The organism is Bradyrhizobium sp. (assembly GCF_035652035.1).
GTDB lineage: Bacteria > Pseudomonadota > Alphaproteobacteria > Rhizobiales > Xanthobacteraceae > Bradyrhizobium.
Map to the genome: position 1 here is coordinate 1 of NZ_DASREO010000102.1, position 21857 is coordinate 21857.

The following is a 21857-nucleotide window of genomic DNA, read 5'->3' on the forward strand; positions in this document are numbered from 1 at the left end:
TATGTCGATAAATCTTCTAAAGCGGCGCCGCATTTACAGCTCGTTGCGCGCTACCGATAGTTCGTTGCGCGCGCATTAATACAAGCTGTGACCAGGGATCGAAGTCTTCTATGTGATTTATGGGAACACTCAGGTCATGCCACGCAAGATCATTGATCGCTAAACGACGTGTAAGCGGCTCAAACCAATCTGGGCTCTGAAATCGAATTATTCCAAGAATATTCGGTGGGTCATCGTTCGTTGCACAGACGAAGCATGCCAAGTCAGCATCTTGCCAAAGTTCTGGAAGATTTGGCAGGTTTGCACGCTCTCTTGTTGAGGCCATGCCGTCGGAATGGTTCTCAGCTTAGCAAAAAACGGCCGGGTCATCCCGACCCGGCCGCCACCAACTCAACTCACAGCTTACGCTACAGGACGCGACTGACGCGCCCCTGGCCCAACTCGTAAAAGCTAGCTCGCCTTCTTCTCAGGCTGAGCGCCGCCGACCTTCTTCTCGATCGCCCGCTTCAGCTCCAGCGCGCGCGGCGACAGCACCGTGGCGCGGGCCTTCAGGAGATACGCATCGAGGCCGCCATTGTGGTCGACGGTCTTGATCGCGTTGGTCGAGACGCGCAGCCGCACGTTCCGCCCCAGCGCGTCCGAGATGAAGGTGACGTTGCACAGGTTCGGCAGGAAACGCCGCTTGGTCTTGATGTTGGAGTGGCTGACCTTGTGGCCCGTCTGGGGGCCCTTGGCCGTCAGTTCGCAGCGCCGCGACATGTCGAAAATCCTCTTCTCGCCCCGGCAGCCCTAATTGGGCGCCTGAAGGGGTCCAAAACTCTGATCCGCTTGGGAGCGGGCGGACGTATAGGGGGAGGGGCTGCGCCCGTCAAGGTTTAAGCACCGCCGAAAGTTGCAGGAAATGCCGTTTTGGCAGGCGTTTCCGCACCTTAACCCACCACATAAAGGGCGCATTCCCCGCCGAAAAGCAGGTGTTCCCGCTCCCCGCCATTTGGCGCGTTGTTTGCCGGGTTTGTTTACTTGAATGAGATTTGGACTGCGCCGCTTGGCCAAGGACCAGCCTGTGCCCACCCGCCCCAAATTGCCGGCCCGATCGGTGCTATCAGCGGCCGCCGCCTGGCTCCTGCTGGCGCCGCAGCCGGCCGCGGCGCAGGGCCGGCTCGAGGCGCAGTATGAGGCGACGCTCGCCGGCATCTCGGTCGGCCGCGGCACCTGGGCGATCGAGATCGGCGACGACTCCTATTCCGCCGCCGCCCAGGGCGGCACCACGGGCCTGCTCAAATCCATCTCCAACGGCGCCGGCACCGGCGCTTCGCAAGGCCGCGTCGTGGGCGGCGCGCTGGTGCCGCAGGCCTATCAGGCCTCGACCACCACCTCGAAGAAATCCGAGTCCGTGCACATCACGCTTGCGAACGGCAACGTCAAGGAGTTCGGCATCGAGCCGGTGCCGCCGGTCGATCCGGACCGCATCGTCGTCACCGACGCGCACAAGAAGGGCGTGCTGGATCCGATGTCGTCGACGCTTGTGCGCGTGCCCGGCACCGGCGATCTGCTGACGCCGGAAGCCTGCAACGCCAGCGCCGCCGTGTTCGACGGCCGCCTGCGCTACGAGCTGAAGCTCGATTTCAAGCGCATGGAAACCGTCAAGGCGGAGAAGGGCTATTACGGCCCGGCCGTGGTCTGCGCGCTGTATTTCACGCCGATCGCGGGCTACATCCCCGACCGGCCCGTGATCAAATATCTCTCCGCCGCGCGCGGCATCGAGGTCGCGCTGGTGCCGATCGCGGGAACCCGCTATCTCGTGCCGTTCCGCACCGTGATCCCGACGCCGCTCGGCACCGCCGTGCTGGAGGCGACGCATTTCGTGACCCAGCCGATCGCGCCGCACATCGCGAAGACGCAGTAGGATTGCGAAAGCGCTATTTAGAAAGGTCGTCATGCCCGCGCTTGACGCGGGCATCCACGTCTTTTCCTTCCGGCTGATCCAAAGACGTGGATGGCCGGGTCAAGCCCGGCCATGACGAGCGGAGGAGGCTGCAGCGATGGCGCTCCGGGGCGCATGAATCCCGTTGACTCTTTCCCCATTCTGATTCGACTCGGAGGCGTCCAAAATTTAAGGAATCCGCACCTCGAACCGCCGCTTGCCGCGCCCTCCCAAACTTGATCTAGTGCTGTCCTGAGGAACCACGCGCGAGATGTTGCAGTGAACGAAGCAGGTTACCGGGAGGAGTCAGCGATTCGGCCCCATTTCGTTCCAGAGTCGTTCCGAACGTTGAAAGCGAACCCCATATCATCATCGACACGTCGCAATCTGGCACAGAATCGGGGCATTCGTCATTGCGAGGAGCGAAGAACCGTAGGGTGGGTTAGCCCGAGGGCGTAACCCACCTCTTCTGTTGCCGCTGAAAGAGAAGTGGTGGGTTACGCTTCGCTAACCCACCCTACCAAGCAGCGCTCCGCTCCTCGCAATGACGAGTGATCGTCGAAAGTAGAAACACCCTCCACACATGGCCTTCTCTCCTCTCTCTCACGAGCGCGCGCCCGGCGCGGGCGTCACCGCCGTGCTCGGGCCGACCAACACCGGCAAGACGCATCTCGCCATCGAGCGGCTGCTTGCGCATTCGTCAGGAATGATCGGCCTGCCGCTGCGGCTGCTCGCGCGCGAGGTCTATAACAAGATCGCCGCGCGCGCCGGCGTCGACTCGGTCGCGCTGATCACCGGCGAGGAGAAGATCAAGCCGAAGAACCCGCGGTTCTGGGTCTCCACCGTAGAAGCGATGCCGCGCGACATCGACGTGTCGTTCCTCGCCGTCGACGAGATCCAGATCGCGGCCGATCTCGAGCGCGGCCACGTCTTCACCGACCGCATCCTGCACCGGCGCGGCCGCGACGAGACCATGCTGCTCGGCGCGGCCACCATGCGTCCGATCATCGAGCGGCTGTTGCCGGGCGCCTCGATCGTCACGCGGCCGCGGCTGTCGCAACTGGAATTTGCCGGCGACCGCAAGATCACGCGGCAGCCGCGGCGCACCGCGATCGTCGCGTTCTCCGCCGACGAAGTCTACGCCATCGCCGAGCTGATCAAGCGCCAGCATGGCGGCGCCGCCGTCGTGCTGGGCTCGCTTAGCCCACGCACGCGCAACGCGCAGGTCGAGCTGTTCCAGAACGGCGACGTCGATTATCTCGTCGCCACCGACGCCGTCGGCATGGGCCTCAATCTCGACGTCGATCATGTGGCCTTTGCTTCCGACCGCAAATATGACGGCTATCAATTCCGCCGGCTCAATCCGGCCGAGTTCGCGCAGATCGCCGGCCGCGCCGGGCGCGCCACCCGCGACGGCACCTTCGGCACCACGGGCCGCTGCGCGCCGTTCGAGCCCGAGCTCGTCAACGCGCTGCAGAACCATTCTTTCGACAGCGTGAAGGTGCTGCAGTGGCGCAACGCGAAGCCGGATTTCTCCTCGCTCGGCAGCTTGCAGGTCTCGCTCTTGCAGCCGCCCGCGCATGAGACCCTGACCCGCGCGCCGGTCGCCGAGGACCAGCGCGTGCTCGATCATGCCGCGCGCGACGGCGAGGTGCGCGATTTCGCGCATGGCGCCGACGCCGTGGAACGGCTGTGGGAGGCTTGCCAGATACCGGACTACCGCAAATTGTCGCCGGCCGCGCATGCCGAGCTGGTGACCACGATTTACGCATTCCTGATGCGCAACGGAAAGGTGCCGGACGGCTGGTTCGCCGCCCAGGTCGACCAGGCCGACCGCACCACCGGCGATATCGACACCTTGTCGGGGCGGATTGCGCAAATCCGGACCTGGACCTTCGTGGCCAACCGGCCGGACTGGCTGTCCGATCCCGATCACTGGCAGGGCATCACCCGCGAGGTCGAAAATAAATTATCCGACGCGCTGCATGAACGGCTCACCGAGCGTTTCGTTGATCGCCGTACCAGTGTATTGATGCGCCGCCTGCGGGAGAACGTGGTTTTGAATACGGAAATTGGCAAGACCGGCGAAGTGATCGTGGAGGGCCATGTCATCGGCCGTCTGGATGGCTTCACCTTTGCGCCCGATGCGGCGGAGGCTGGCTCTGACGCGAAGGCGTTGCAGGCGACTGCGCAAAAGGCTTTGGCCGGCGAAATCGATGCCCGCGCCGAAAAGCTCGCAGCCGCCCCCGACGATCAGTTTGTGCTGACGTCGGAAGGAACCATCCGCTGGACCGGCGATGCGGTGGCGCGCCTGACCGCGGCCGACGATGCGCTGCATCCGCGCGTCCGCATCATTTCGGACGAGAGGCTCTCCGGCGCGCCGCGCGAAGCCGTGCAAACACGTCTTGATTTGTGGCTGAAGACGCATATCGAGAAACTGCTCGGGCCGCTGTTCGAATTGAGCAAGGCCGAGGACATCACGGGAATTGCGCGCGGCATCGCCTTCCAGTTGGTCGAGGCGATGGGCGTGCTCGAACGTTCGAAGATCGCCGCCGAGATGAAGGATCTCGATCAGCCGTCGCGGGCGACTTTGCGCAAATACGGCGTGCGGTTCGGCGCCTATCACATCTACGTTCCGGCTCTGCTCAAGCCGGCAGCGCGAGCACTGGCCTTGCTGCTCTGGGCCTCGAAGCAGGCCGACATCGATCTGTCGGCGCTGTCGGGCGCGCAGCATCTGGCGGCCTCTGGCCGCACCTCGTTTCCGGTCGACAAGGCGCTGCCGCGCGATGCCTATCGCGTGCTCGGCTATCGCCAGTGCGGCGAGCGGGCGGTCCGTGTCGATATTCTGGAGCGGCTGGCCGATCTCATTCGCCCGGCGCTCGCCTGGCGCGAAACCTCGCCCGGCGAAAAGCCGGCCGGCGCATTCGATGGCCGCGGCTTTGTGGTGACGCAGGCGATGACGTCGCTGACGGGATCGGCGGGCGAGGATTTCGCCTCGATCCTGCGTGCGCTCGGCTACCGCATGGATCGTCGGCCGCAGATCGCCCCCAAGCCGGCCGCGGTCGAGACGCCGGCCGCAAGCGAAGCTGCACCGGCGGAGACATCAGCCGAAACGCCGGCCGAGCCGGTTGCGGACGCCGGTGCGAGCGAAATCGCAACAGCGGTTGATGCGACGCCAGCCACTGAGCTTGCCGAGGCGCCGGCTGCGGATGCCGCGCCGACGACTGAGGTTGCCGAGGCGGCAGCGCCGGTCGTCGAAGCGACGGCGGCGGCGTCGTCGGCGCTGCTTCCGCAAGTCGACTTCGCGCAAACGAGAGACATCCTCGACGTCGCAACGACGTCAGTGGAAACGAAAGTGGCGGGCTCCGAAGCAGTCGAGGCTGCCGAAAAGCCGGCGGAAGCGGTCGCGCCCGCTGCCGCGGCGCCTGCCGAACCAGAACTGGTCGAGGTCTGGCGTCCCGGCGGACGCTCGGACGAGCGGCGTCCACAGCGTCACGATCGTAGAGGACATCGCCGCCACGAGGGCGCGGCTGCCGGCGCATCCGTGGCGGCAGGCGGCGAAGCGGCGAGCGGCGAACAGGGCGAAGGCGCCGGGCGCGAGCGCCATCGGCATGGACGGCGTGACCGTCATCGTGATTTTCGTAAAACTCGCCCCGATCAGCCGGCGGATGGCGCGCCAGCGGGTGCCGCGGATGCGGCACCGGCGACGGAAGCGCGCGGGGAGCGAAACGGCCGGCCGCGCGAGCGCTTCGACGGCAAGGGCCGCCAAGAAGACCGCAACCAGGATCGCAATCGAGGCAAGCCGCGCGAGCGCGACGATGCTGGGCGCGAGGGAGGCCGCGACAAGGGCCGTGATAAAGGCCGTGACCGGGGCGGGCGCGACCGCGATCGAAGCCGCGAAAGCGGCCCGTCGCACCGGCAATATGCGTCGAGCGCCTCCCCGCGCGATCGCGATCGTCCGGCCGATCCCAATTCGCCGTTCGCCAAGCTCGCCGCACTCAAGGAGCAGATGGCGGCAGGCCGGAAGGAATAACCTTCTCGCGTGAGGTGGTGTTGCAGCGCCAGCGTCTCGACAAGTGGCTGTGGCATGCGCGTCTGGTCAAAGCCCGCGCCAGCGCGGCCGCGCTGGTCGAGGCGGGCCATGTCCGCATCAACGGAGTGCGCGAGAAATCGCCGGGTCATGCAGTGAAAGCCGGCGACGTCGTCACCGTCGGGCTCGACCGCTCCGTGCGTGTGCTCAAGGTGATCGGATTTGCCGAGCGGCGGGGCGATGCGGCCTCGGCGCGCCTGCTTTATGAGGATTTGCAACGGCGCGATGAGGATTTGCAAGGGCGCGCGGAATAACTATCTGGTCTCTGTGAGGCCCGCTTTGGGTCACGGCTTCCCTTGCAGCGCAGGTGTTCCTGCGCTAGGCAACCCACACAAACCATTCAGAATTGACCTGTTCCGGAGCCCTGGATGACTTACGTCGTCACCGAAGCCTGCATCAAGTGCAAATATACCGACTGCGTCGAGGTCTGCCCCGTCGATTGCTTCTACGAGGGCGACAACATGCTGGTGATCCATCCGGACGAATGCATCGACTGCGGCGTGTGCGAGCCGGAATGTCCCGCCGACGCGATCAAGCCGGATACCGAGCCGGGGCTGGAAAAGTGGCTCGAGGTCAACGCCGAATACGCCAAGTCTTGGCCGAATATTACCCAAAAGAAGGAATCCCCGGCGGACGCGAAGGAGTTCGAGGGGGTCGAAGGCAAGTTCGAGAAATATTTTTCTCCGAATCCCGGCACCGGTGACTAGAGCCCGATTCCGAAGTTCGCAAGCTATTGCGGCACCTCTGATGCGAACTTCGGAATCAAAGGGGCTCTAGCAACTTATTGATGTTAGGGCGGCTTTGGATTTGAAGTTCCTTTCACGCACTTCCGGCAACATTGGCAGGAACTTCAAATTCGCCGCACTGGTCGGCCACACCGTAGTCTTCGCGTCTAGCCGCGCCCTCGCGGCGGTCATACGATCATCTCAAGCTTAACCCTGTTCCACATCTTTTGCCCGAAAACGCCATCGAAATGGCGCTAAGAGGGCATAAACCATTGATTTTTGCGGGAAATGTGCTATATTGGCCCATTAACTAGCCGAACCCGTCAGCCCGTTCGTCGGCCCCCATGGGTTCCCGTGAAAACATCGAACAGGGGCGTGGCAGTTCCGCGCGCAGGCTGTGTCACAGAAAACGCGTACAAAGAGTTCTTCAAAGGCTTCAAAAAAAGCCGCCGCGACCATTAGTCGGGGCGCATCCAAGGGCCGCGCCCAGGCTTCTGCAAAGAAGGCCAAGGCGTCGGCTGCCAAGCCCTCAAAAAACAAAAGAAGCTCAATGCCCAACAAGACTGCCAAAACTGCCGCGAAAGCGTCTGGTTCGAAGAACACCGCGTCGAAAGTTGCTGCTTCCAAGACTGCGTCCCACAAGGCTGCTGCGCCGAAGGCGCAGGCCGCTGCCAAGCCCGTGACCGCCGCGAAGCCCGTGGCGGCTGCGCCGCGCGTCGAAGACAAGAAGCCGCTGACCCAGCGCCAGGGCTTCAAGACCAACGAATTCGTCGTCTATCCGGCCCATGGCGTCGGCCAGATCCTCGCCATCGAGGAGCAGGAGATCGCGGGCGCCCGGCTTGAGCTGTTCGTGATCAACTTCATGAAGGACAAGATGACGCTGCGGGTACCGACGGCGAAGGTCGCCAATGTCGGCATGCGCAAGCTGTCGGAGCCGGCGCTGGTGAAGAAGGCGCTGGAGACGCTGAAGGGCCGCGCCCGCGTCAAGCGCACCATGTGGTCGCGCCGCGCCCAGGAATACGAAGCCAAGATCAATTCGGGCGACATCGTCGCGATCGCGGAGGTCGTGCGCGATCTCTATCGTTCGGAGTCGCAGCCCGAGCAGTCCTACAGCGAACGTCAGCTGTATGAAGCGGCCCTCGATCGCCTGTCGCGCGAGATCGCGGTGGTCCAGCATGTGACGGAAACGGAAGCTGTGAAGGAAATCGAGAGCCAGCTCGCCAAGAGCCCGCGCCGCGGCGCCAAGGCCGAGACCGACGCTGAGGCGGATGGCGAGGCTGACGGCGAGGAGTCGGATAACGACATCGACGGCGACGATACCGCCGTCGCGGACGAAGCTGCATAATTTTTTTAAGGCGATGAATTGAAAAAGCCCGGCTGCAAGGCCGGGCTTTTTGTTTTTGCCTGGAGAGCCGTCCTTTCACCGACGTTCGAAATCCAGAAAGGCGGCAGCCCGATCGCTCTCGTCGCAGCGATGACACTGGTCAAATAGGGTTGCCTTCTTGACGGCACGAATAACCATGTGAGTATCCGTCGAACCACCTACCGCAATCGGCGGCGCTCGGTCATTGAAGACGTGGCGATATGCAACATCAAAGAAGGCCTGTAGATCGACAAAAAATTTTGCATCTTCACCTTTGTCGAAGCGTCCCATAGCATCAAGCCGGTTTACCTGGCTGTGCAGGTCTGTGTGCGCGATGCGCTTGCTACGAGCTGGTTCTAGTTTGGCGCGAAACGCCTTGAGCAGGTTATTGAAGTGTGTCAGGCGGTCTTGAACATCGGCAGGCCACTGAAAGTTTTCCAAAATATAGTTTGTTGTTAGGTTGGCCTTTGAACCGCCGCCCGCCGGATCGGTAAGTCGGCAAACGTGGAGTACCAGCATTCGTGTGATGATGCGATTTACATCGTTAAAAAAATAGGGCGCGTAGTTCACGCAAAGCTCAGCGCTCCGAGGGTCATTCTCATATAGCGACCGATAAAGATCGAAGTCGCATCGTGCCTCGACACAAAGATTGTAAAATTCATTGAGAACGCTTTTGGGATCGATCATCGTTGTATCCGTCTGGAAGCCCGCCCCGATTGAACAGGCGAGCACGGTGATGAACCATGTGATATGGTGTGCTTTGGTCCGATTCCAACGCGCCAGAAAGGGCGATCTCGATGTCTGACCTCTATTCGGAGTTTAAGGAAGCGTGGGTTGACCGCGCGATTTTCGGTAGCGGCGTCGCCGCGCGATTAGCCAAGGCTCGTAGCGCGATGCGGGCGCAGCCGAACTACGACGACGCGAAGTATCTCGCTGCCGTATTTGCCGCAGAAGCCGAATGCCACGCGCTTTTGCGGCTCTGAGCTGCGGAGCGGCGAGGATACTGAATGTGCCTCTCCAGATCCCCGTTTCGCGCTAAGCGCGCCCGGGGATGACGCGCTTTTGCGCGTCAATCCACCACGATCTTGACGCGGTCGCGCGGCTTGACCTGGGCATGGGCCTCGAGCCCGTTGATGATGCGGAAGCGCTCCGCCGGCCGGTCGACGCCGGCCATGCGGTGCGACAGCGATTCCACGGTGTCGCCGGGCTGCACGTTGATCACCTTGATGCGCAACGGCCGCGCCGACTGGATTTCATCCAATGACAGGCGGCGGAACGAGTTGACGGTTTCCCGCGCGTTGCGCTCGCTTTCGGTCGTCTTCTGCTTGGTCGCGAAGATGAAGCGATAGACGTCGCTGCCGAAGCGGAGCGCATAGACCTTGAACGACCACTGATCGCCGCCGGCCGTCGCCGACGCCGCGGGGAAACCGTTGATGGTCAGGTCCTCCGTCGACGACTTGTCGACGTTTTCCATCCAGCCCGAATTGAGATAGTCGCCGAGCGACTGTTCGGCCGGCACCCGCACGACGTCGAAGCGCATCGCCTGCGCGCCGCCCTCGCGAACGCCGATCACGGCCTGCGCGGTGTTGTCGAGCGTGAAGTTCTCCGGGGCCGTGAAAGTGAAGCCGAGCTTGGGATGCAGGAAGCGCCGTCCGCGCACGAAACCTTCGCTCGGGTCCTCGCCGTAAACGATGTTGTCGATCGCGGCGAGGTAGGAATCGCGGTCGCGCTCGTTGGGTTCGGACGAGGTGAATTGCCGCGCGCTGTTCTGTGCGTTCGCGATGCGCTCCGGCGTCGCCGGATGCGACGACAGGAAATCCTGCGCGCGCGGATCGACCGCTGATGGCTTGCCCGCCTTGAGTTCGGCGTTGCGTTCCATCGCCGTCAGGAAGCGCGCCGCGCCGTAGGGGTCGAAATGCGCATCGGCCGAGATCTTCACGCCGACCTTGTCCGCCTCGAACTCCTGCAGGCGCGAGAAGGTCGCCATCGTCAGTTTGTTCTTTGCCAGCGCCATCGCGGTCGGATCCGGCTCGTTGCCCACGTCCGACACGACGCGGGTTGCGGCCTGTGCAGCTTGTTCGCGAGCGGCGATCTCGCGGCTGGCGGCGTGATTTTTCAGCACATGCGCCATCTCGTGGCTCAGCACCGAAGACAGTTCGGAGGTGTCGCAGGCGAGCGCGATCAGGCCGCGCGTCACGTAAAGCTGGCCGCCCGGCAGCGCAAAGGCGTTGACCGCGCCCGAGTTGAGGATGGTGACCTTGTAGCCCTGCTCGGGGCGGTCGGACGCCGCCACCAGGCGATCGACGGTCTTGCCGATCAGGGCCTCGAGCTTCGGATCGTCATACGCGCCGCCATATGTAGCCAGGATGCGCTCGTGCTCCTTTTCGGAAGCAGGAGTGCTTTGAACGGCCGTGCGGGTGACGGGTTTGGTCGTGCTCGGCGTCGAAGACGGCAACGCGGTCTGAAAGCGGCCGAGATCGCCGCAGCCGGCAAGCAGCAGCGATGCGCCCAAAACGATAGGCGCAGCCGGAAGCCGCAAGCCCAGCTTTGGGCTCATTGTCGCCTTGCGATGTCCCACACCATCCACCACGACCAGCGTTCTGGTCTCTTTGGCAGGTTATTTCCCGCCTACGAGTTCAATTTGTCCAGCCCGGAGCACCTCAATTCGCGGCCCGGTTCGCGCCTCAACAAATCCCCGCACACGAATGCGCTTGTTTTCCAGTGACTTAGGTTCAAGGCCCTGCGCCGCCAAATTGGCAAGCGCCCGCCTTGGAATAGTCACAGCAAAGTCCCGTGTCCAGTTACGTCCAAAATTCAGATAGGTGGTTGCCCCTGCCTGGCGGACGGACAAAACCTTGCCCTCGACCAGCATAAAACGCCCGTTCCCGGTCAAAATATCGCCCGGACTTTCGGTGTTTTTTATGACCGTGGGGTCGGCCCAAATGCCTCTTTTCGCGCCGCGCGCGGTTCCCTCGGCCTCCATCAGCGCCGCCGCGCAGTCCTTGTCGCCCACATCGGGCGACACCAGAGCCTCGCCCTGAGCCAGAAGTTCACGCTGCACGAGGATTTCGTCAGGTGTGAGCCACACGAAGGCGATCTCGCGGCCGTAACGGTCCGGCGCGTCATCGCCTCCGCTCAATCGAACGTCGCGCCCGACAAGCAGGGTGGCGAGCGCCTGCGTCTGTTTCTCAGGAGACGCCGGTTCAAGTCCGGCAAGGCGTACCTCGCGCCCATCGGCGAGACGAAAGCTGCGTCCATCGATCACAGCGCTGACGCGGCCCTCGCCCTGTTCTTCGAAAGCGCACGGCGCCGCGGAAGCCATGCTTGCGGTTATCGTGGCGATCGCACATGCGACACGCGCGATTGTCATCAGCAGCTGGAGTTCATTTGACATCATCGGGATTGATACCGTGGTGACCTCGTTCACTGTACCCGTTCCGCCCGACGGAAGGCGTAAGTCCTCCGGCTTGCCGCTGCAGCATGCTTGCGGCATGATCGCCATAATGGCAATTGCGGCTCTACCGCAATGCGACAAGATCGTGAGGGAGGGTTGCATGCGACGGGTTTTTTCCGGCTTTCTTGGCGTGATTTGTGCTGCGATTTCGACCGCGGCATTCGCGCAAGGCAAGCCTCCACTGAAGCTCGGCGGCATCCTCGATATGTCCGGGCTCTATGCCGATATCACAGGTCCCGGCTCGGAGACCGCCGCGAAAATGGCGGCGGAAGATTTCGGCGGCGAAGTGCTCGGCCGCAAGATCGAGATCCTCGCGGCCGACCATCTCAACAAGGCCGATCTTGCCGCCAACATCGCCCGCGACATGCTCGACAATCAGGGCGTCGAGATGATCTATGACGTTGCGGCTTCCGCAACGGCGCTCGCTGCCGGCGAGATCGCCAAGGCCCGCAACAAGATCATCATGTATTCCGGGCCCGGATCGATCCGCCTGTCCAACGAGGCCTGCGGCCCCTATACGGTCCACTACGTCTTCGACACCTACTCGCAAGCGAACGTCACCGGCCTTGCCGCGGTCAAACAGGGGCTCGACACCTGGTTCTTCATCACCGTCGATTACGCCTTCGGCCACGACCTCGAGAAGGACACGGTCAACGTCGTGAATAAGGCCGGCGGCAAGGTGCTGGGCGAGGTCAAGCATCCGCTCAACAATTCGGATTTTTCATCCTACCTGCTGCAGGCGCAGGCTTCCAAGGCCAAGGTGATCGGGCTTGCCAATGCAGGCGGCGACACCATCAACACGATCAAGCAGGCGGCCGAATTCGGCATCATGAAGGGCGGCCAGAAGATCTCGCCGCTGCTCGCCTTTATTACAGACATCGACGGCGTCGGACTCGAGACCGCGCAAGGCCTGTTGTTGACCGAAGCCTTCTACTGGGATCTCAACGACGACACCCGCGCCTTTACCAAGCGCTTCATGCAGCGGGTCGGGCGGCCGCCGAGCGGGGCGCAGGCCGGCGTCTATTCCTCGGTCACGCATTATCTGCAGGCGGTGAAGGCCGCGGGCACCACCGATGCGGCTCCAGTCATGAAGATCATGAAGGAAACCCCGATCAACGACATGTTCGCCAAGAACGGACGCATTCGTGAAGATGGCCGTATGGTGCACGACATGTATCTGTTCGAGGTCAAGAAGCCGTCTGAATCGAAAGGCCGTTGGGACGATTACAAGCTGGTAGCGACCATTCCCGGCGATCAGGCATTTCAGCCGCTCTCGGAGTCGCGCTGCCCGCTGGTGAAGAAATAAGGGCGACAGATTATCCTTCGTCATTGCGAGGAGCGTAAGCGACGAAGCAATCCATCTTTCTGAACTGCTGGATTGCTTCGCTTCGCTCGCAATGACGGTTCTGAAAGCCGAACCAAAAACAATAGAGGCATCAACTCATGAACACCGAAACCGTCCTGCAACATCTCGAATCCGGCTTGCTCACCATCACCATGAACCGGCCCGAGCGGCGCAACGCGCTCAACGTGGACATGACGCTCGGTCTCGTGTCGGCCGCCAAACGCGCCGCCGAAGATCACGAGGTTCGCGCTGTCTTGCTGAAGGGTGCGGGCGGGACGTTCTGTGTCGGCGGCGACGTCAAGTCGATGGCCGATGGCAGCCGGGCGCCAATGTCGTTTGAGAACCGCATGGTGAACTTAAGGCGCGGCATGGAGGTCTCCCGCATCCTGCACGAGATGTCCAAGCCCGTGGTGGCGCAGCTCGACGGCGCGGCGGCCGGCGCGGGCCTTTCGATCGCGCTCTCCTGCGATTTCCGCGTCGCTTCGAGTTCGGTGAAAATCACCACGGCCTTCGCCAAGGTCGGCCTGTCAGGCGACTATGGCGGGACTTATTTCCTGACGCAGATGCTCGGCAGCGCCAAGGCACGCGAACTTTATATGCTGTCACCGGTCTTGTCGGCGCAGGAAGCGCTCGCGCTCGGCATCGTCACGCGCATCGCTCCCGATGCGGAGATCGATGCCGCCGCACGCGAGCTTGCGATGTCGCTGGCCGAGGGGCCGACGATCACGCTCGGTTATATCAAGCGCAACATCAACAATGCGGAGCGGTTGCCGCTGGAAACCTGCTTCGACGCCGAGGCCTTCCACCATTCGCGCGCCAACGAGACCGCCGACCACAAGGAAGCGGCGAAAGCCTTTGTCGAAAAACGCAAGCCGCAGTTTCAGGGGCATTGAATCGAGCGACCGACCCTCTCCCCTTGCGGGAGAGGGTGTGTAGGCGGACATTGCCCGCCGTTCTCTTGGGTGGAACACCGATGCTTTGCATCGGCTATGGCGGAGCGAAGGCGGGTGAGGAGTCTTTTCCGGGATCTCGCGTGCTGTTCGCCATCAGCCTTGCGCAAACGCGATTGCACCGGTTGTCTCGATTGACTTGCATCAAGCGATCTCACCGGAAATGAGCTGACAAGTCTCTCTGCACCTTGCTCGAGGCGAAGTGCGTGTTTGAGGGAGTTTTGTCATGAACAAACGTCTTGTCGCTCTCCTATCCGCTTACGCTTGCCTGCTGATGACGGCAGCTGAGGCCCGTTCTCCTTATGACGGGCAGTGGGAGATTACCTTTATGACGCAAAGTGGAGACTGCAATCCAGTTTACAGCTATTCGGTCAATATCGAGAACGGTGTGATCACGTCGCCTGCCGTGCAGACTTTCGTGGGTAATGTCACGAATGCCGGGGCGGTTCGCGCCTCCGTAGCTGTGCAGGAAAAACGTGCATCCGGGTCCGGTAGGCTAACGGGCGTGGTCGGCCGGGGGACGTGGACAGGTTATTCAGGAAACCAGCGCTGCACGGGAGCCTGGAAGGCCCAACGAGCCTGGTAGACGCCTTGAGTTGGCTGCGGATTACCGCTGCTCGACCTGATCCGTCTCAGCCCGACGATGGGTTGATGATCTACGGCTGTCCGATCTTGAACAGGCTGGCACCGAACCTCCACCGATCCGATCCTCAACGCCCCCTGAAATTCGGCACCCGCCGCTCTTCGGTCGCCTTGACGCCTTCCTTGAAATCTTCGGTGGCGCGCAGCCGCGTCTGCTCTGCGAGTTCGTGATGGGTCGCGGCGAGCACGCGGTCGGCAAGGCCATTGCGCATCGTGGCGCGGGTCGACAAGAGGCCAAGCGGCGAGCACTCGGCGATTTCCTGCGCAAGCTTCATGGCGCGATCGCGGACCTGATCCTGCGGCACGCATTCGTTGGCAAGGCCCATGCGGGTGGCTTCCTCGCCGGTCACCCGGCGCGACGTATAGAAAATCAGCTCGGCATTGTTCTTGCCGACCAGTTCAGGAAGCGTCACGGTCAGGCCGAAGCCGGGATGAAAGCCCAGCCGGGTAAAGTTGGCGGCGAAGCGCGCTTCAGGGCAGGTGACGCGGAAGTCGGCCGACACCGCAAGGCCAAGCCCGCCGCCGATGGCCGCGCCATGCACGGCCGCGACGATCGGCTTCTGGCAGCGGAAAATGCGCACCGCCTGCACATAAAGATGCGCGATCGGACCGAGACCCGATGCGGGATCGGTCTTGGCGCGCTCTTCCTGCTCCTTCCGCGCCGGATCGTTGAAGTTGGCGCCGGCGCAAAACGCCTTGCCCTGCGAGGCCAGCACTGATGAGCGGATTTCGATGTCGCGATCGAATTCCTCCAGCGCATCCGCGATCTGGTTGATCAGCGAGATGTCGAAAAAGTTCAGTGGCGGCCGCCGGATCTCGATCAGGCCGACATGGCCGATCTTCTCGACGCCGATATCCTTGGTAGCGGTCATAATGGTCTCCGTAAATCACAAATGTTCCCGCGGCGGGGACACCCTTTCCCCTTGTGGGAGAGGGTGGCGAGAATGAGCGTAGCGAAATTCGAGCCGGGTGAGGGGTTCTCTCGATCGACCCCTCACTCGCCCTCGCTCTGCTCGGGCACCCTTTCCCACAAGGGGAGAGGGGAAAGAGAGCGCGCCACACGAAACAGGTGTCACCGAACTACCGCAAGCCCAGCCCGCGCGCGATGATGCCGCGCAGCACCTCGGTGGTGCCGCCCTGAATGGTGAGTTTTGGCGCGGTCTTCATCGCGAAAGCCAGCTGTTTCTCCAGCGTCTCGCGATTGGAGGCGGTCTCGTCGATGAAGGCGGCGAGGTCGCGCACCCGGTGCGGCAACTGCTGCTCCCAGATGGTACCGATGTCCTTGACGATGGAGGCTTCGACCACCGGCTCCTTGCCGGCCTGCAGCATGCCCGCCACCGAAACCGACATACGCCGCATGGTGTGCAATTGCGCCACCAGCCGTCCGATGCCTTCGGCGGCGCGGGTATCGGGCGCGGGGCCGATCGCACGCACGAGCTCGGTCAGCACGTAATAGGTTTCCAGGAACCGCTCGGGCCCCGAGCGCTCATAGGCAAGCTCGGATGTCGCCTGCTTCCAGGCGCCGTCGATTTCACCGAGCATGTGATCGTCGGGAATGAAGGCGTCGGTGAAGACCACTTCGTTGAATTCGAACTGTCCGGTGATCTGGCCGATCGGATTGACCTTGATGCCCGGCGTCTTCATGTCGACCAGGAACTGCGTCAGGCCGTGACGGCGGTTCTCCTTCGTCGGCGGCGACGTGCGGAAGATCGCGATCATGTAGTCGGCGATGTGCGCCGACGAGGTCCAGATCTTGGTGCCGTTGATCAAAAAGCCGCCGTCGGTCTTGGTCGCCTTGGTCTTCGCCGCGAACAGGTCCGAGCCGGAATTCGGTTCGCTCATGCCGATCGCAAAGCAGACCTCGCCGGCGCAGATGCGCGGCAGGATGTCCATCTTGATGCGCTCATTGGCATACTTCAGAAGCACCGGACCGCTCTGGCGGTCGGCGACGAAGAAGCGCCGCGTCGGCGCGTTGGCGACGCGCATCTCCTCGGTCACGACATAGCGTTCCAGATACGACCGCTCATGGCCGCCATATTTCTTGGGCCAGGTCATGCCGAGCCAGCCGCGTGCGCCGACGCGGCGGGAAAATTCCCGCGCGTCATTGTCCTCGCGGTTTGGCTTGAACGGGCTGAATGTGCCGGCGGCGATTTCCTCGGCGAGAAACGCGCGCACTTCCTGGCGCAGCTTGACGCATTCACTCGGCAGGCGGATCGGGTCGAAACGGAGGGCTGCGGTCATCTAGGGTTACTCGAATAGTTGGAATTAGCGCGAGGCCACCAGCGGCCACAGCTCGTCCGCGCCGTTCGCGGCGACGCGCCTGCCGAGTTCGACCGCCCAATGGCTTTCGGAGCCGAAGTCGTCGCGCCAGGCCAGCGCCCGCAGCGTATAGCGATGCAGGATATGCTCGCTGGTGAAGCCGATCGCGCCGTGAACCTGATGGGCGATGGCGGCGGCTTTCTCGGCCGCTTCCGAGCAGCGGATCTTTGCCGACGCGGCTTCCAGGTACAGAGCGTCCGCGGGCGCGCCGCTGCCAAACGCGTCGGCCGCCGAAGTCGCAGCCGCGAGCGCCGCCGCCGACTCGCCGGCGAGCTTCGCCAAATTGTGCTGCACCGCCTGGAATTTCGAAATCTTCTTTTCGAAGGCGACGCGCTCGTTGGAGTACTTCACGGAAATGTCGAGCATCGATTCAAGGCTGCCCGCAATTTGCAGGGAGCGCACCACGGCGCCCATCAGGAGCAGCGACGTGAGATCGAAACCTTGAGGCGCGGGCTTGATGGCCATGGGCCTGACGCGATCGAACGTCACGGTGTCGCTGTCATCGCCGCCAAGATTGAGGTTTTGCTCGATCCGGCATTTTGTTGCATCGACCAGCACAATCGATGTCTTTCCGTTATTGTCGTCAGCCAGCACCGCGAGGTGCTTCGCTTCGTGGGCGAAGGGAATGCCGCGCGCCCGCCCCGACAGCGTGCGGTCGGCATTGACCGTGACGCGATCCCTGGGGCCCGCAGGCGCGACCGTCATTTCGCCTTCGGGCGAAGCGATTTTCGCCTGCGACAGCAGCCAGCCGGCAAGCATGGTCTCGGCCAGCGGCACGGCAATCGCAAAGCGGCCCGCAGCGCCAAGAAGGGCAAAACCGTCGGCCAGTGACACGCCGGAACCGCCATGGTCCTCGGCAACCCAGGACAAAGGCAGGCCGGCTTCGCTCAGCGCCTGCCACAGCGGCGTCTTCCAGGCGCCTTTCTTGTCGCTGTTGATGGTTTGCGCGTCGGCGAGATCGGCAAAGATCTTTTCGGCCGTCGCGACGACAATGTTCTCGGCTTCCACTCGGCGTTCCTCTGGGGGCTTGTTTGCGGCCATGATGGGGAAAAGGTGTTGCCATGACAAGCGTTGGTGCCTGCAAAGCCCCCTGCGAGCGCGGAATGCAGCGGCGCGCTGGCAGACTGGCTTATTCCGCGTAATGGAGTTCCTCCATCTACGGCCATGTGCTAGATCGCCACAAAACAACTGAAAGCCAGACAGGGAAAATGCGATGTCGAAGGATGGTCTTTGCGCTGTTGTAACCGGCTCTGCCTCGGGTCTTGGCGCCGCGACCGCGGCCATTCTGGCCAGGGGCGGCGCGCGCATCGTCATCAACTATTCCTCGAGCCAGAAGGAAGCCGAACAGACCGCCGATCTCTGCCGCACCGCCGGCGGCGATGTGATCGTGGTTCAGGGCGACGTCTCGCGCGACGAGGATTGCCGCAAGATCGCGGCTGCGGCAGCCCCGTGGGGACGGCTCGATATTCTCGTCAACAATGCCGGCACCACCAAGCATGTCCCGCACGGCGATCTCGACGGCCTGTCGTCGGAGGATTTTCAGCGGCTGTTCGGCGTCAACACGATCGGACCGTTCCAGATGGTGCGCGCCGCGCGAGCGTTGCTGGAGGCCGGGGCGACAGCGTCAGGCCGCGCGTCGTCCGTCGTCAATGTGTCGTCCGTTGCGGGCATCAGCGGCATCGGCTCGTCAGTCGCCTATGCCGCAAGCAAGGGCGCGCTCAACACCATCACGATCTCGCTCGCCCGTGCGCTGGCGCCGCTGATCCGCGTCAATGCGGTGTGTCCAGGCTATATCGACACGCCATGGTTCACCAAGGGCCGCGGCGTCGAAGGGGCGGCGAAGGTCCGCGATTCCGTTGTCGCCAAGGTGCCGCTCAAGCGGGCGTCGTCAGCCGAGGATGTCGCCAATGTCGTCGCGTTTCTCGCGTTGCCGCAGTCAGGCAACATGACCGGCGAGATCGTCCGTATCGACGCCGGTGCGCATCTGATTACGTGAGGTTGATGGAGTCGTTCCGGGCTCGATGTTGACACGTGTTCCGGAATGACTTCGTCACCTGTTGAAGTCTTTCATCACGCCGCTCGCCACCAGGCGGTTCCAGATGAACAGGACCACGAGCGCGCCGATCGTTGCGGTGATGAAACCTGCGCCCTGGTCCGGGCCGTAATGGCCGATGGCCTGGCCGATGAAGGTGGCGAGAAACGCGCCGACAATGCCCAGCACGGTGGTGAAGATGAAGCCGCTCGGATTATTGGGGCCCGGCGAGAGCAACCGCGCGATGATGCCGGCGACAAAACCGACAATGATGATCCAGATGATGCCACTCATGACTGTCGTCCTCCTCAAAAAGCCAGATCAAAAAGATGCCGGCTCGTTTAGAGCCGGTTCGATAATTCGTCTCCTGTCGGCAGCCGTCCGTCCGGAGTGAGGTGATTGATGACGTCGGGCAATTGCTGGCTCAGGCCGTTCAGCAAATCCTCGCGCGACAGGCCGCTCTGCGACATCATGTGGTCGATCTGATCGGCGCCAAGCGCGTTCGCAAGATCGCCAGGGGAGATCTGCTTGTTCGATCCCTGGCCCACCCACGAATTGGCGGCCTCGCCATGGCCATTCTTTTGCAACTGGTTGAGCACGTCGCCCAATCCGCCGCTGAGGATGCTGCCTGCGGCGCCGCCGCCCAGCACGCCGCCGAGCAGACCACCGAGACCACCGAGGCCTCCACCACCAAGGCTGCCGCCAAGTCCACCACCGCCAGGAGCAGGCGAGGGTGCCGGGCTAGGCGCCGCCGTCGAGGCCGACGAACTGCCGCTGATGTGTTTGACGGCCTTGTAGGCAAGCAGCGCCAGGATTGCCATGGTCATCGGCGACATTCCGCCGCCGGATCCGGATTGAGCTGATGGCGTCGAGGGGCCGCGCGGACCGTTCTGCATTCCGTTCAAGACATCGAGTAAGCCCATGGTGCTCTCCTGCCGAGTGTGCGCCCCTCGATCAAGAGCTTATCGGCGCGGTATGACGGATACAAGGCAACACGCTCCACGGTTGCAGCTACCGGAACCATCGCCGCAAGATACGCTATCTGGTCGACGTTTTGACTGGAGCAACGAATGGCGCTGGTGGAGTGGATTTGACATTCGCGACCCGTCTGGCCGCATATCGAGAACGCGAATCAAATCCTAAGCTCCACCAGAAAATTGTATTTTCTAGTGGTCTTTTGATTCTAGCATTCGCAAAGGTATTCGTTGCGGCGGGAGGCGAATGTTAGAATCAGACCACTAGACCCGATCGTGGTGGCGGGCGCCGGGAGCATCGGTTGCTATGTCGGCGGCGTCCTCGCCCATGCCGGCCGCCGCGTCTCGCTGCTGGCGCGTCCGCGTGTGATCGCGGAGATCGAGCGGTTCGGCTTGACGCTGACGAGCCTCGAGGGCTCGTCCTGGCATGTGGCGTCTCAGCAAATAGCGCTGTCCCATGATCCCACAATTTTAGCCAATGCCGGCGCGGTGCTCGTCACCGTCAAGAGCGCCGACACGGCCGAGGTCGCGGAGACGATCGCGCGACATGCGCCGCCGGATGCGGTCATCGTCAGTTTGCAGAACGGCATCGCCAATGTGCCGCTGCTGCGTGAGCGCTTGCCGGGGCGAACCGTGCTTGCGGCGATGGTGCCGTTCAATGTGGTCGCGGCAGGCGACGGTCGATTTCACCGCGCCACTTCGGGCGACATCGTGATCGAGCGCGATGCGGCTGATACGGCGGCACGTCTCTCCACCGCCGAGCTTGCGATGCGCGCCAGCGACAACATTGCGGGCGTGCAATGGGGCAAGCTGCTCGTCAATCTGAACAACGCGATCAATGCGCTGTCGGGCTTGCCGCTGCGCGAGCAGCTCGGCAAGCGTGATTGGCGCGGATTGTTCGCCGACCAGATCACTGAAGGCCTGATCGCGGTGCGCGCGGAAGGCATCGCCACGGTATCGCCGACGCCGGTGCCACTGAGCTTCACGCCTCATCTCTTGCGCTTGCCGGACGCCCTGTTTCGGGTTGCGCTCGCGCCCGCCATGAAGATCGATCCGCAGGCGCGTTCGTCGATGTGGGAAGACCTGGAGCGCCGCCGCCGCACCGAGATCGACTATCTTCAAGGCGTGATCACGTCGATTGCTGACCGGCATGGGCTTAAGGCGCCGCTGTCCCGGCGCATCGTGACGCTGATCAGGGACGCCGAAGCCAAAGGCCAGGGCTCGCCGAAGTTGACGGTTCGGCAGATTCGCGCTGGCCTCGATAAGGATTAGCCGGAAAACCCCTGCTTGGGCCGCGCCGGCTTGCTCGACGGCGAACCGAACAAGGCCTTCTTCAGGTCACTGATGCTTTCGGAAAGGCGCGGCCACTCGCATGAGAACGAATCCCGGGGGCAAGTGGCGGGCTTGGCGCGCCGGGGGTCGCGCGCGGGGACTGGCGGCTTTGGAACGCTGGCCGTTGCAAGCGGCAGCGCCTTTTCAAGCGTGCTCTTCAGCGACGACTGCTGCTGCAATTGCTGCTGTTTGGCGGCAAAGGCCGCGGCGATGCTGTGACGCCGCTGGCTTTCCAGATAGGCGGCATATTGCTCGTCGATCTGCTTCTGCTCCTCAGCCGTCGGATTGGGGCCTGCGATATCAAAACTCCGATTCTGCATGAAATCGAAGTAGGTGTAGCCGCCGCCGGGCTTGCGGCGTCCGGCGAATTTCGCGTTGCAATCGGCAAGCGCCTTCGTGCGCGCGTCCTTGGCGGTGGTCTTCTCGGCGACGTCGGCACATTCCTCGAAATCGGCCGGCGCATGCGACCACCATTGCGCCCGCGCTTGCGATGACAAAACCGCAACGCAGCCGATCATCGCGGCCATCAGGACGGTCTGGTTACGCAATGCAAGCAACGGCGAGATCCGGCGACGGTGAATTTGGGGAAACACCGCAGATTGTCGCCATTATTCGCCGGCTTGTCGACCCCGAAACAACGGGTGCACAATTGGCCGAGCGGACTTGACATCCGCTCCTGCCCCTGAGTCGGTGATTTGGTGCGTCCG

General features: G+C 62.8%; 21 protein-coding genes. 11 read left to right on the top strand and 10 right to left on the bottom strand.

Annotation, left to right across the window (positions count from 1 at the left end; translation table 11 throughout):
- Positions 1-450 precede the first annotated feature (450 nt).
- Entirely contained in the window at positions 451-759 is a 309-nt protein-coding gene (rpmB, locus tag VFB05_RS28580) for a 50S ribosomal protein L28 (protein ID WP_325018811.1), read from the bottom strand.
- 364 nt (positions 760-1123) lie between these two features.
- Here rpmB and VFB05_RS28585 point away from each other — a divergent pair, with 364 nt between their 5' ends.
- The 5 genes from VFB05_RS28585 (at position 1124) to VFB05_RS28605 (ending at position 8084) form a co-directional block, all read left to right on the top strand.
- The gene (locus VFB05_RS28585; RefSeq protein ID WP_325019050.1) at positions 1124-1906 is read left to right on the top strand and encodes a DUF3108 domain-containing protein; all 783 of its coding nucleotides are present in this window, start codon (positions 1124-1126) and stop codon (positions 1904-1906) included.
- Positions 1907-2507: 601 nt separating this feature from the next.
- A complete protein-coding gene (locus tag VFB05_RS28590; protein WP_325018813.1) occupies positions 2508-5957 on the top strand; it encodes a helicase-related protein in 3450 nt (1149 codons plus the stop codon).
- Positions 5958-5977: 20 nt separating this feature from the next.
- Entirely contained in the window at positions 5978-6268 is a 291-nt protein-coding gene (locus VFB05_RS28595; RefSeq protein WP_325018815.1) for an RNA-binding S4 domain-containing protein, read from the top strand.
- Between the two features lie 114 nt (positions 6269-6382).
- Positions 6383-6721 (top strand): ferredoxin FdxA, encoded by a 339-nt coding sequence (fdxA, locus tag VFB05_RS28600; RefSeq protein WP_325018818.1) that lies wholly within the window; start codon positions 6383-6385, stop codon positions 6719-6721.
- A gap of 568 nt (positions 6722-7289) precedes the next feature.
- Positions 7290-8084: a CarD family transcriptional regulator gene (locus VFB05_RS28605; protein ID WP_325018821.1), complete on the top strand. Its 795-nt coding sequence runs from the start codon at positions 7290-7292 to the stop codon at positions 8082-8084.
- Positions 8085-8159: 75 nt separating this feature from the next.
- Here the strand turns inward: VFB05_RS28605 and VFB05_RS28610 are convergent, their stop codons facing one another.
- Entirely contained in the window at positions 8160-8789 is a 630-nt protein-coding gene (locus tag VFB05_RS28610) for a hypothetical protein (protein WP_325018823.1), read from the bottom strand.
- Between the two features lie 110 nt (positions 8790-8899).
- On the opposite strand from VFB05_RS28610, the gene VFB05_RS28615 reads away from it, so the two are divergent.
- On the top strand, positions 8900-9085 hold the full coding sequence (locus tag VFB05_RS28615) for a hypothetical protein (RefSeq protein ID WP_325018825.1): 186 nt from the start codon (positions 8900-8902) through the stop codon (positions 9083-9085).
- An 86-nt stretch (positions 9086-9171) separates the two neighbouring features.
- Here the strand turns inward: VFB05_RS28615 and VFB05_RS28620 are convergent, their stop codons facing one another.
- Both VFB05_RS28620 and VFB05_RS28625 read right to left on the bottom strand, forming a co-directional pair.
- Entirely contained in the window at positions 9172-10659 is a 1488-nt protein-coding gene (locus VFB05_RS28620) for a M48 family metalloprotease (protein WP_325018827.1), read from the bottom strand.
- 60 nt (positions 10660-10719) lie between these two features.
- Positions 10720-11499 carry a thermonuclease family protein gene (locus VFB05_RS28625; protein WP_414643337.1) on the bottom strand — a complete coding sequence of 260 codons (780 nt, stop codon included), beginning with the start codon at positions 11497-11499 and terminating at the stop codon, positions 10720-10722.
- Between the two features lie 157 nt (positions 11500-11656).
- Here VFB05_RS28625 and VFB05_RS28630 point away from each other — a divergent pair, with 157 nt between their 5' ends.
- From VFB05_RS28630 to VFB05_RS28640, 3 genes are all read left to right on the top strand, one after another.
- A complete protein-coding gene (locus tag VFB05_RS28630; RefSeq protein WP_325018828.1) occupies positions 11657-12862 on the top strand; it encodes an ABC transporter substrate-binding protein in 1206 nt (401 codons plus the stop codon).
- A 137-nt stretch (positions 12863-12999) separates the two neighbouring features.
- Positions 13000-13794, top strand: a complete 795-nt coding sequence (locus tag VFB05_RS28635; RefSeq protein ID WP_325018830.1) for an enoyl-CoA hydratase — start codon at positions 13000-13002, stop codon at positions 13792-13794.
- Positions 13795-14077: 283 nt separating this feature from the next.
- A complete protein-coding gene (locus VFB05_RS28640) occupies positions 14078-14437 on the top strand; it encodes a hypothetical protein (protein WP_325018832.1) in 360 nt (119 codons plus the stop codon).
- Between the two features lie 124 nt (positions 14438-14561).
- On the opposite strand, the gene VFB05_RS28645 is transcribed toward VFB05_RS28640, so the two are convergent.
- The 3 genes from VFB05_RS28645 to VFB05_RS28655 all read right to left on the bottom strand — a co-directional run bounded on the left by VFB05_RS28645 (position 14562) and on the right by VFB05_RS28655 (position 17820).
- Complete coding sequence (locus VFB05_RS28645; RefSeq protein WP_325018834.1) at positions 14562-15365, bottom strand: enoyl-CoA hydratase/isomerase family protein; 804 nt, start codon at positions 15363-15365, stop codon at positions 14562-14564.
- 208 nt (positions 15366-15573) lie between these two features.
- On the bottom strand, positions 15574-16734 hold the full coding sequence (locus VFB05_RS28650) for an acyl-CoA dehydrogenase family protein (protein ID WP_325018836.1): 1161 nt from the start codon (positions 16732-16734) through the stop codon (positions 15574-15576).
- 24 nt (positions 16735-16758) lie between these two features.
- A complete protein-coding gene (locus tag VFB05_RS28655) occupies positions 16759-17820 on the bottom strand; it encodes an acyl-CoA dehydrogenase family protein (RefSeq protein ID WP_325018838.1) in 1062 nt (353 codons plus the stop codon).
- Between the two features lie 205 nt (positions 17821-18025).
- Here VFB05_RS28655 and VFB05_RS28660 point away from each other — a divergent pair, with 205 nt between their 5' ends.
- Complete coding sequence (locus VFB05_RS28660) at positions 18026-18808, top strand: SDR family NAD(P)-dependent oxidoreductase (RefSeq protein ID WP_325018840.1); 783 nt, start codon at positions 18026-18028, stop codon at positions 18806-18808.
- Positions 18809-18862: 54 nt separating this feature from the next.
- Here VFB05_RS28660 and VFB05_RS28665 read toward each other — a convergent pair whose 3' ends face one another.
- Both VFB05_RS28665 and VFB05_RS28670 read right to left on the bottom strand, forming a co-directional pair.
- Entirely contained in the window at positions 18863-19138 is a 276-nt protein-coding gene (locus VFB05_RS28665; RefSeq protein ID WP_325018843.1) for a GlsB/YeaQ/YmgE family stress response membrane protein, read from the bottom strand.
- 47 nt (positions 19139-19185) lie between these two features.
- A complete protein-coding gene (locus tag VFB05_RS28670; RefSeq protein WP_325018844.1) occupies positions 19186-19767 on the bottom strand; it encodes a YidB family protein in 582 nt (193 codons plus the stop codon).
- Between the two features lie 327 nt (positions 19768-20094).
- Between VFB05_RS28670 and VFB05_RS28675 the strand changes: the two genes are divergently transcribed.
- Positions 20095-21090 carry a 2-dehydropantoate 2-reductase gene (locus VFB05_RS28675; RefSeq protein WP_325018846.1) on the top strand — a complete coding sequence of 332 codons (996 nt, stop codon included), beginning with the start codon at positions 20095-20097 and terminating at the stop codon, positions 21088-21090.
- On the opposite strand, the gene VFB05_RS28680 is transcribed toward VFB05_RS28675, so the two are convergent.
- Entirely contained in the window at positions 21087-21707 is a 621-nt protein-coding gene (locus VFB05_RS28680; RefSeq protein ID WP_325018849.1) for a hypothetical protein, read from the bottom strand. The genes VFB05_RS28675 and VFB05_RS28680 overlap by 4 nt on opposite strands.
- Positions 21708-21857 lie beyond the last annotated feature (150 nt).

Bases quoted from the DNA above. Each gene is read 5' to 3' on its own strand.
- VFB05_RS28635 (WP_325018830.1), top strand. From the start codon at position 13,000: ATGAACACCGAAACCGTCCTGCAACATCTCGAATCCGGCTTGCTCACC.
- VFB05_RS28620 (WP_325018827.1), bottom strand. From the start codon at position 10,659: ATGAGCCCAAAGCTGGGCTTGCGGCTTCCGGCTGCGCCTATCGTTTTG.
- VFB05_RS28640 (WP_325018832.1), top strand. From the start codon at position 14,078: ATGAACAAACGTCTTGTCGCTCTCCTATCCGCTTACGCTTGCCTGCTG.
- VFB05_RS28630 (WP_325018828.1), top strand. From the start codon at position 11,657: ATGCGACGGGTTTTTTCCGGCTTTCTTGGCGTGATTTGTGCTGCGATT.
- VFB05_RS28650 (WP_325018836.1), bottom strand. From the start codon at position 16,734: ATGACCGCAGCCCTCCGTTTCGACCCGATCCGCCTGCCGAGTGAATGC.
- VFB05_RS28670 (WP_325018844.1), bottom strand. From the start codon at position 19,767: ATGGGCTTACTCGATGTCTTGAACGGAATGCAGAACGGTCCGCGCGGC.
- VFB05_RS28665 (WP_325018843.1), bottom strand. From the start codon at position 19,138: ATGAGTGGCATCATCTGGATCATCATTGTCGGTTTTGTCGCCGGCATC.
- VFB05_RS28605 (WP_325018821.1), top strand. From the start codon at position 7,290: ATGCCCAACAAGACTGCCAAAACTGCCGCGAAAGCGTCTGGTTCGAAG.
- VFB05_RS28590 (WP_325018813.1), top strand. From the start codon at position 2,508: ATGGCCTTCTCTCCTCTCTCTCACGAGCGCGCGCCCGGCGCGGGCGTC.
- fdxA (WP_325018818.1), top strand. From the start codon at position 6,383: ATGACTTACGTCGTCACCGAAGCCTGCATCAAGTGCAAATATACCGAC.
- VFB05_RS28645 (WP_325018834.1), bottom strand. From the start codon at position 15,365: ATGACCGCTACCAAGGATATCGGCGTCGAGAAGATCGGCCATGTCGGC.
- VFB05_RS28625 (WP_414643337.1), bottom strand. From the start codon at position 11,499: ATGATGTCAAATGAACTCCAGCTGCTGATGACAATCGCGCGTGTCGCA.
- VFB05_RS28660 (WP_325018840.1), top strand. From the start codon at position 18,026: ATGTCGAAGGATGGTCTTTGCGCTGTTGTAACCGGCTCTGCCTCGGGT.
- VFB05_RS28615 (WP_325018825.1), top strand. From the start codon at position 8,900: ATGTCTGACCTCTATTCGGAGTTTAAGGAAGCGTGGGTTGACCGCGCG.
- rpmB (WP_325018811.1), bottom strand. From the start codon at position 759: ATGTCGCGGCGCTGCGAACTGACGGCCAAGGGCCCCCAGACGGGCCAC.
- VFB05_RS28610 (WP_325018823.1), bottom strand. From the start codon at position 8,789: ATGATCGATCCCAAAAGCGTTCTCAATGAATTTTACAATCTTTGTGTC.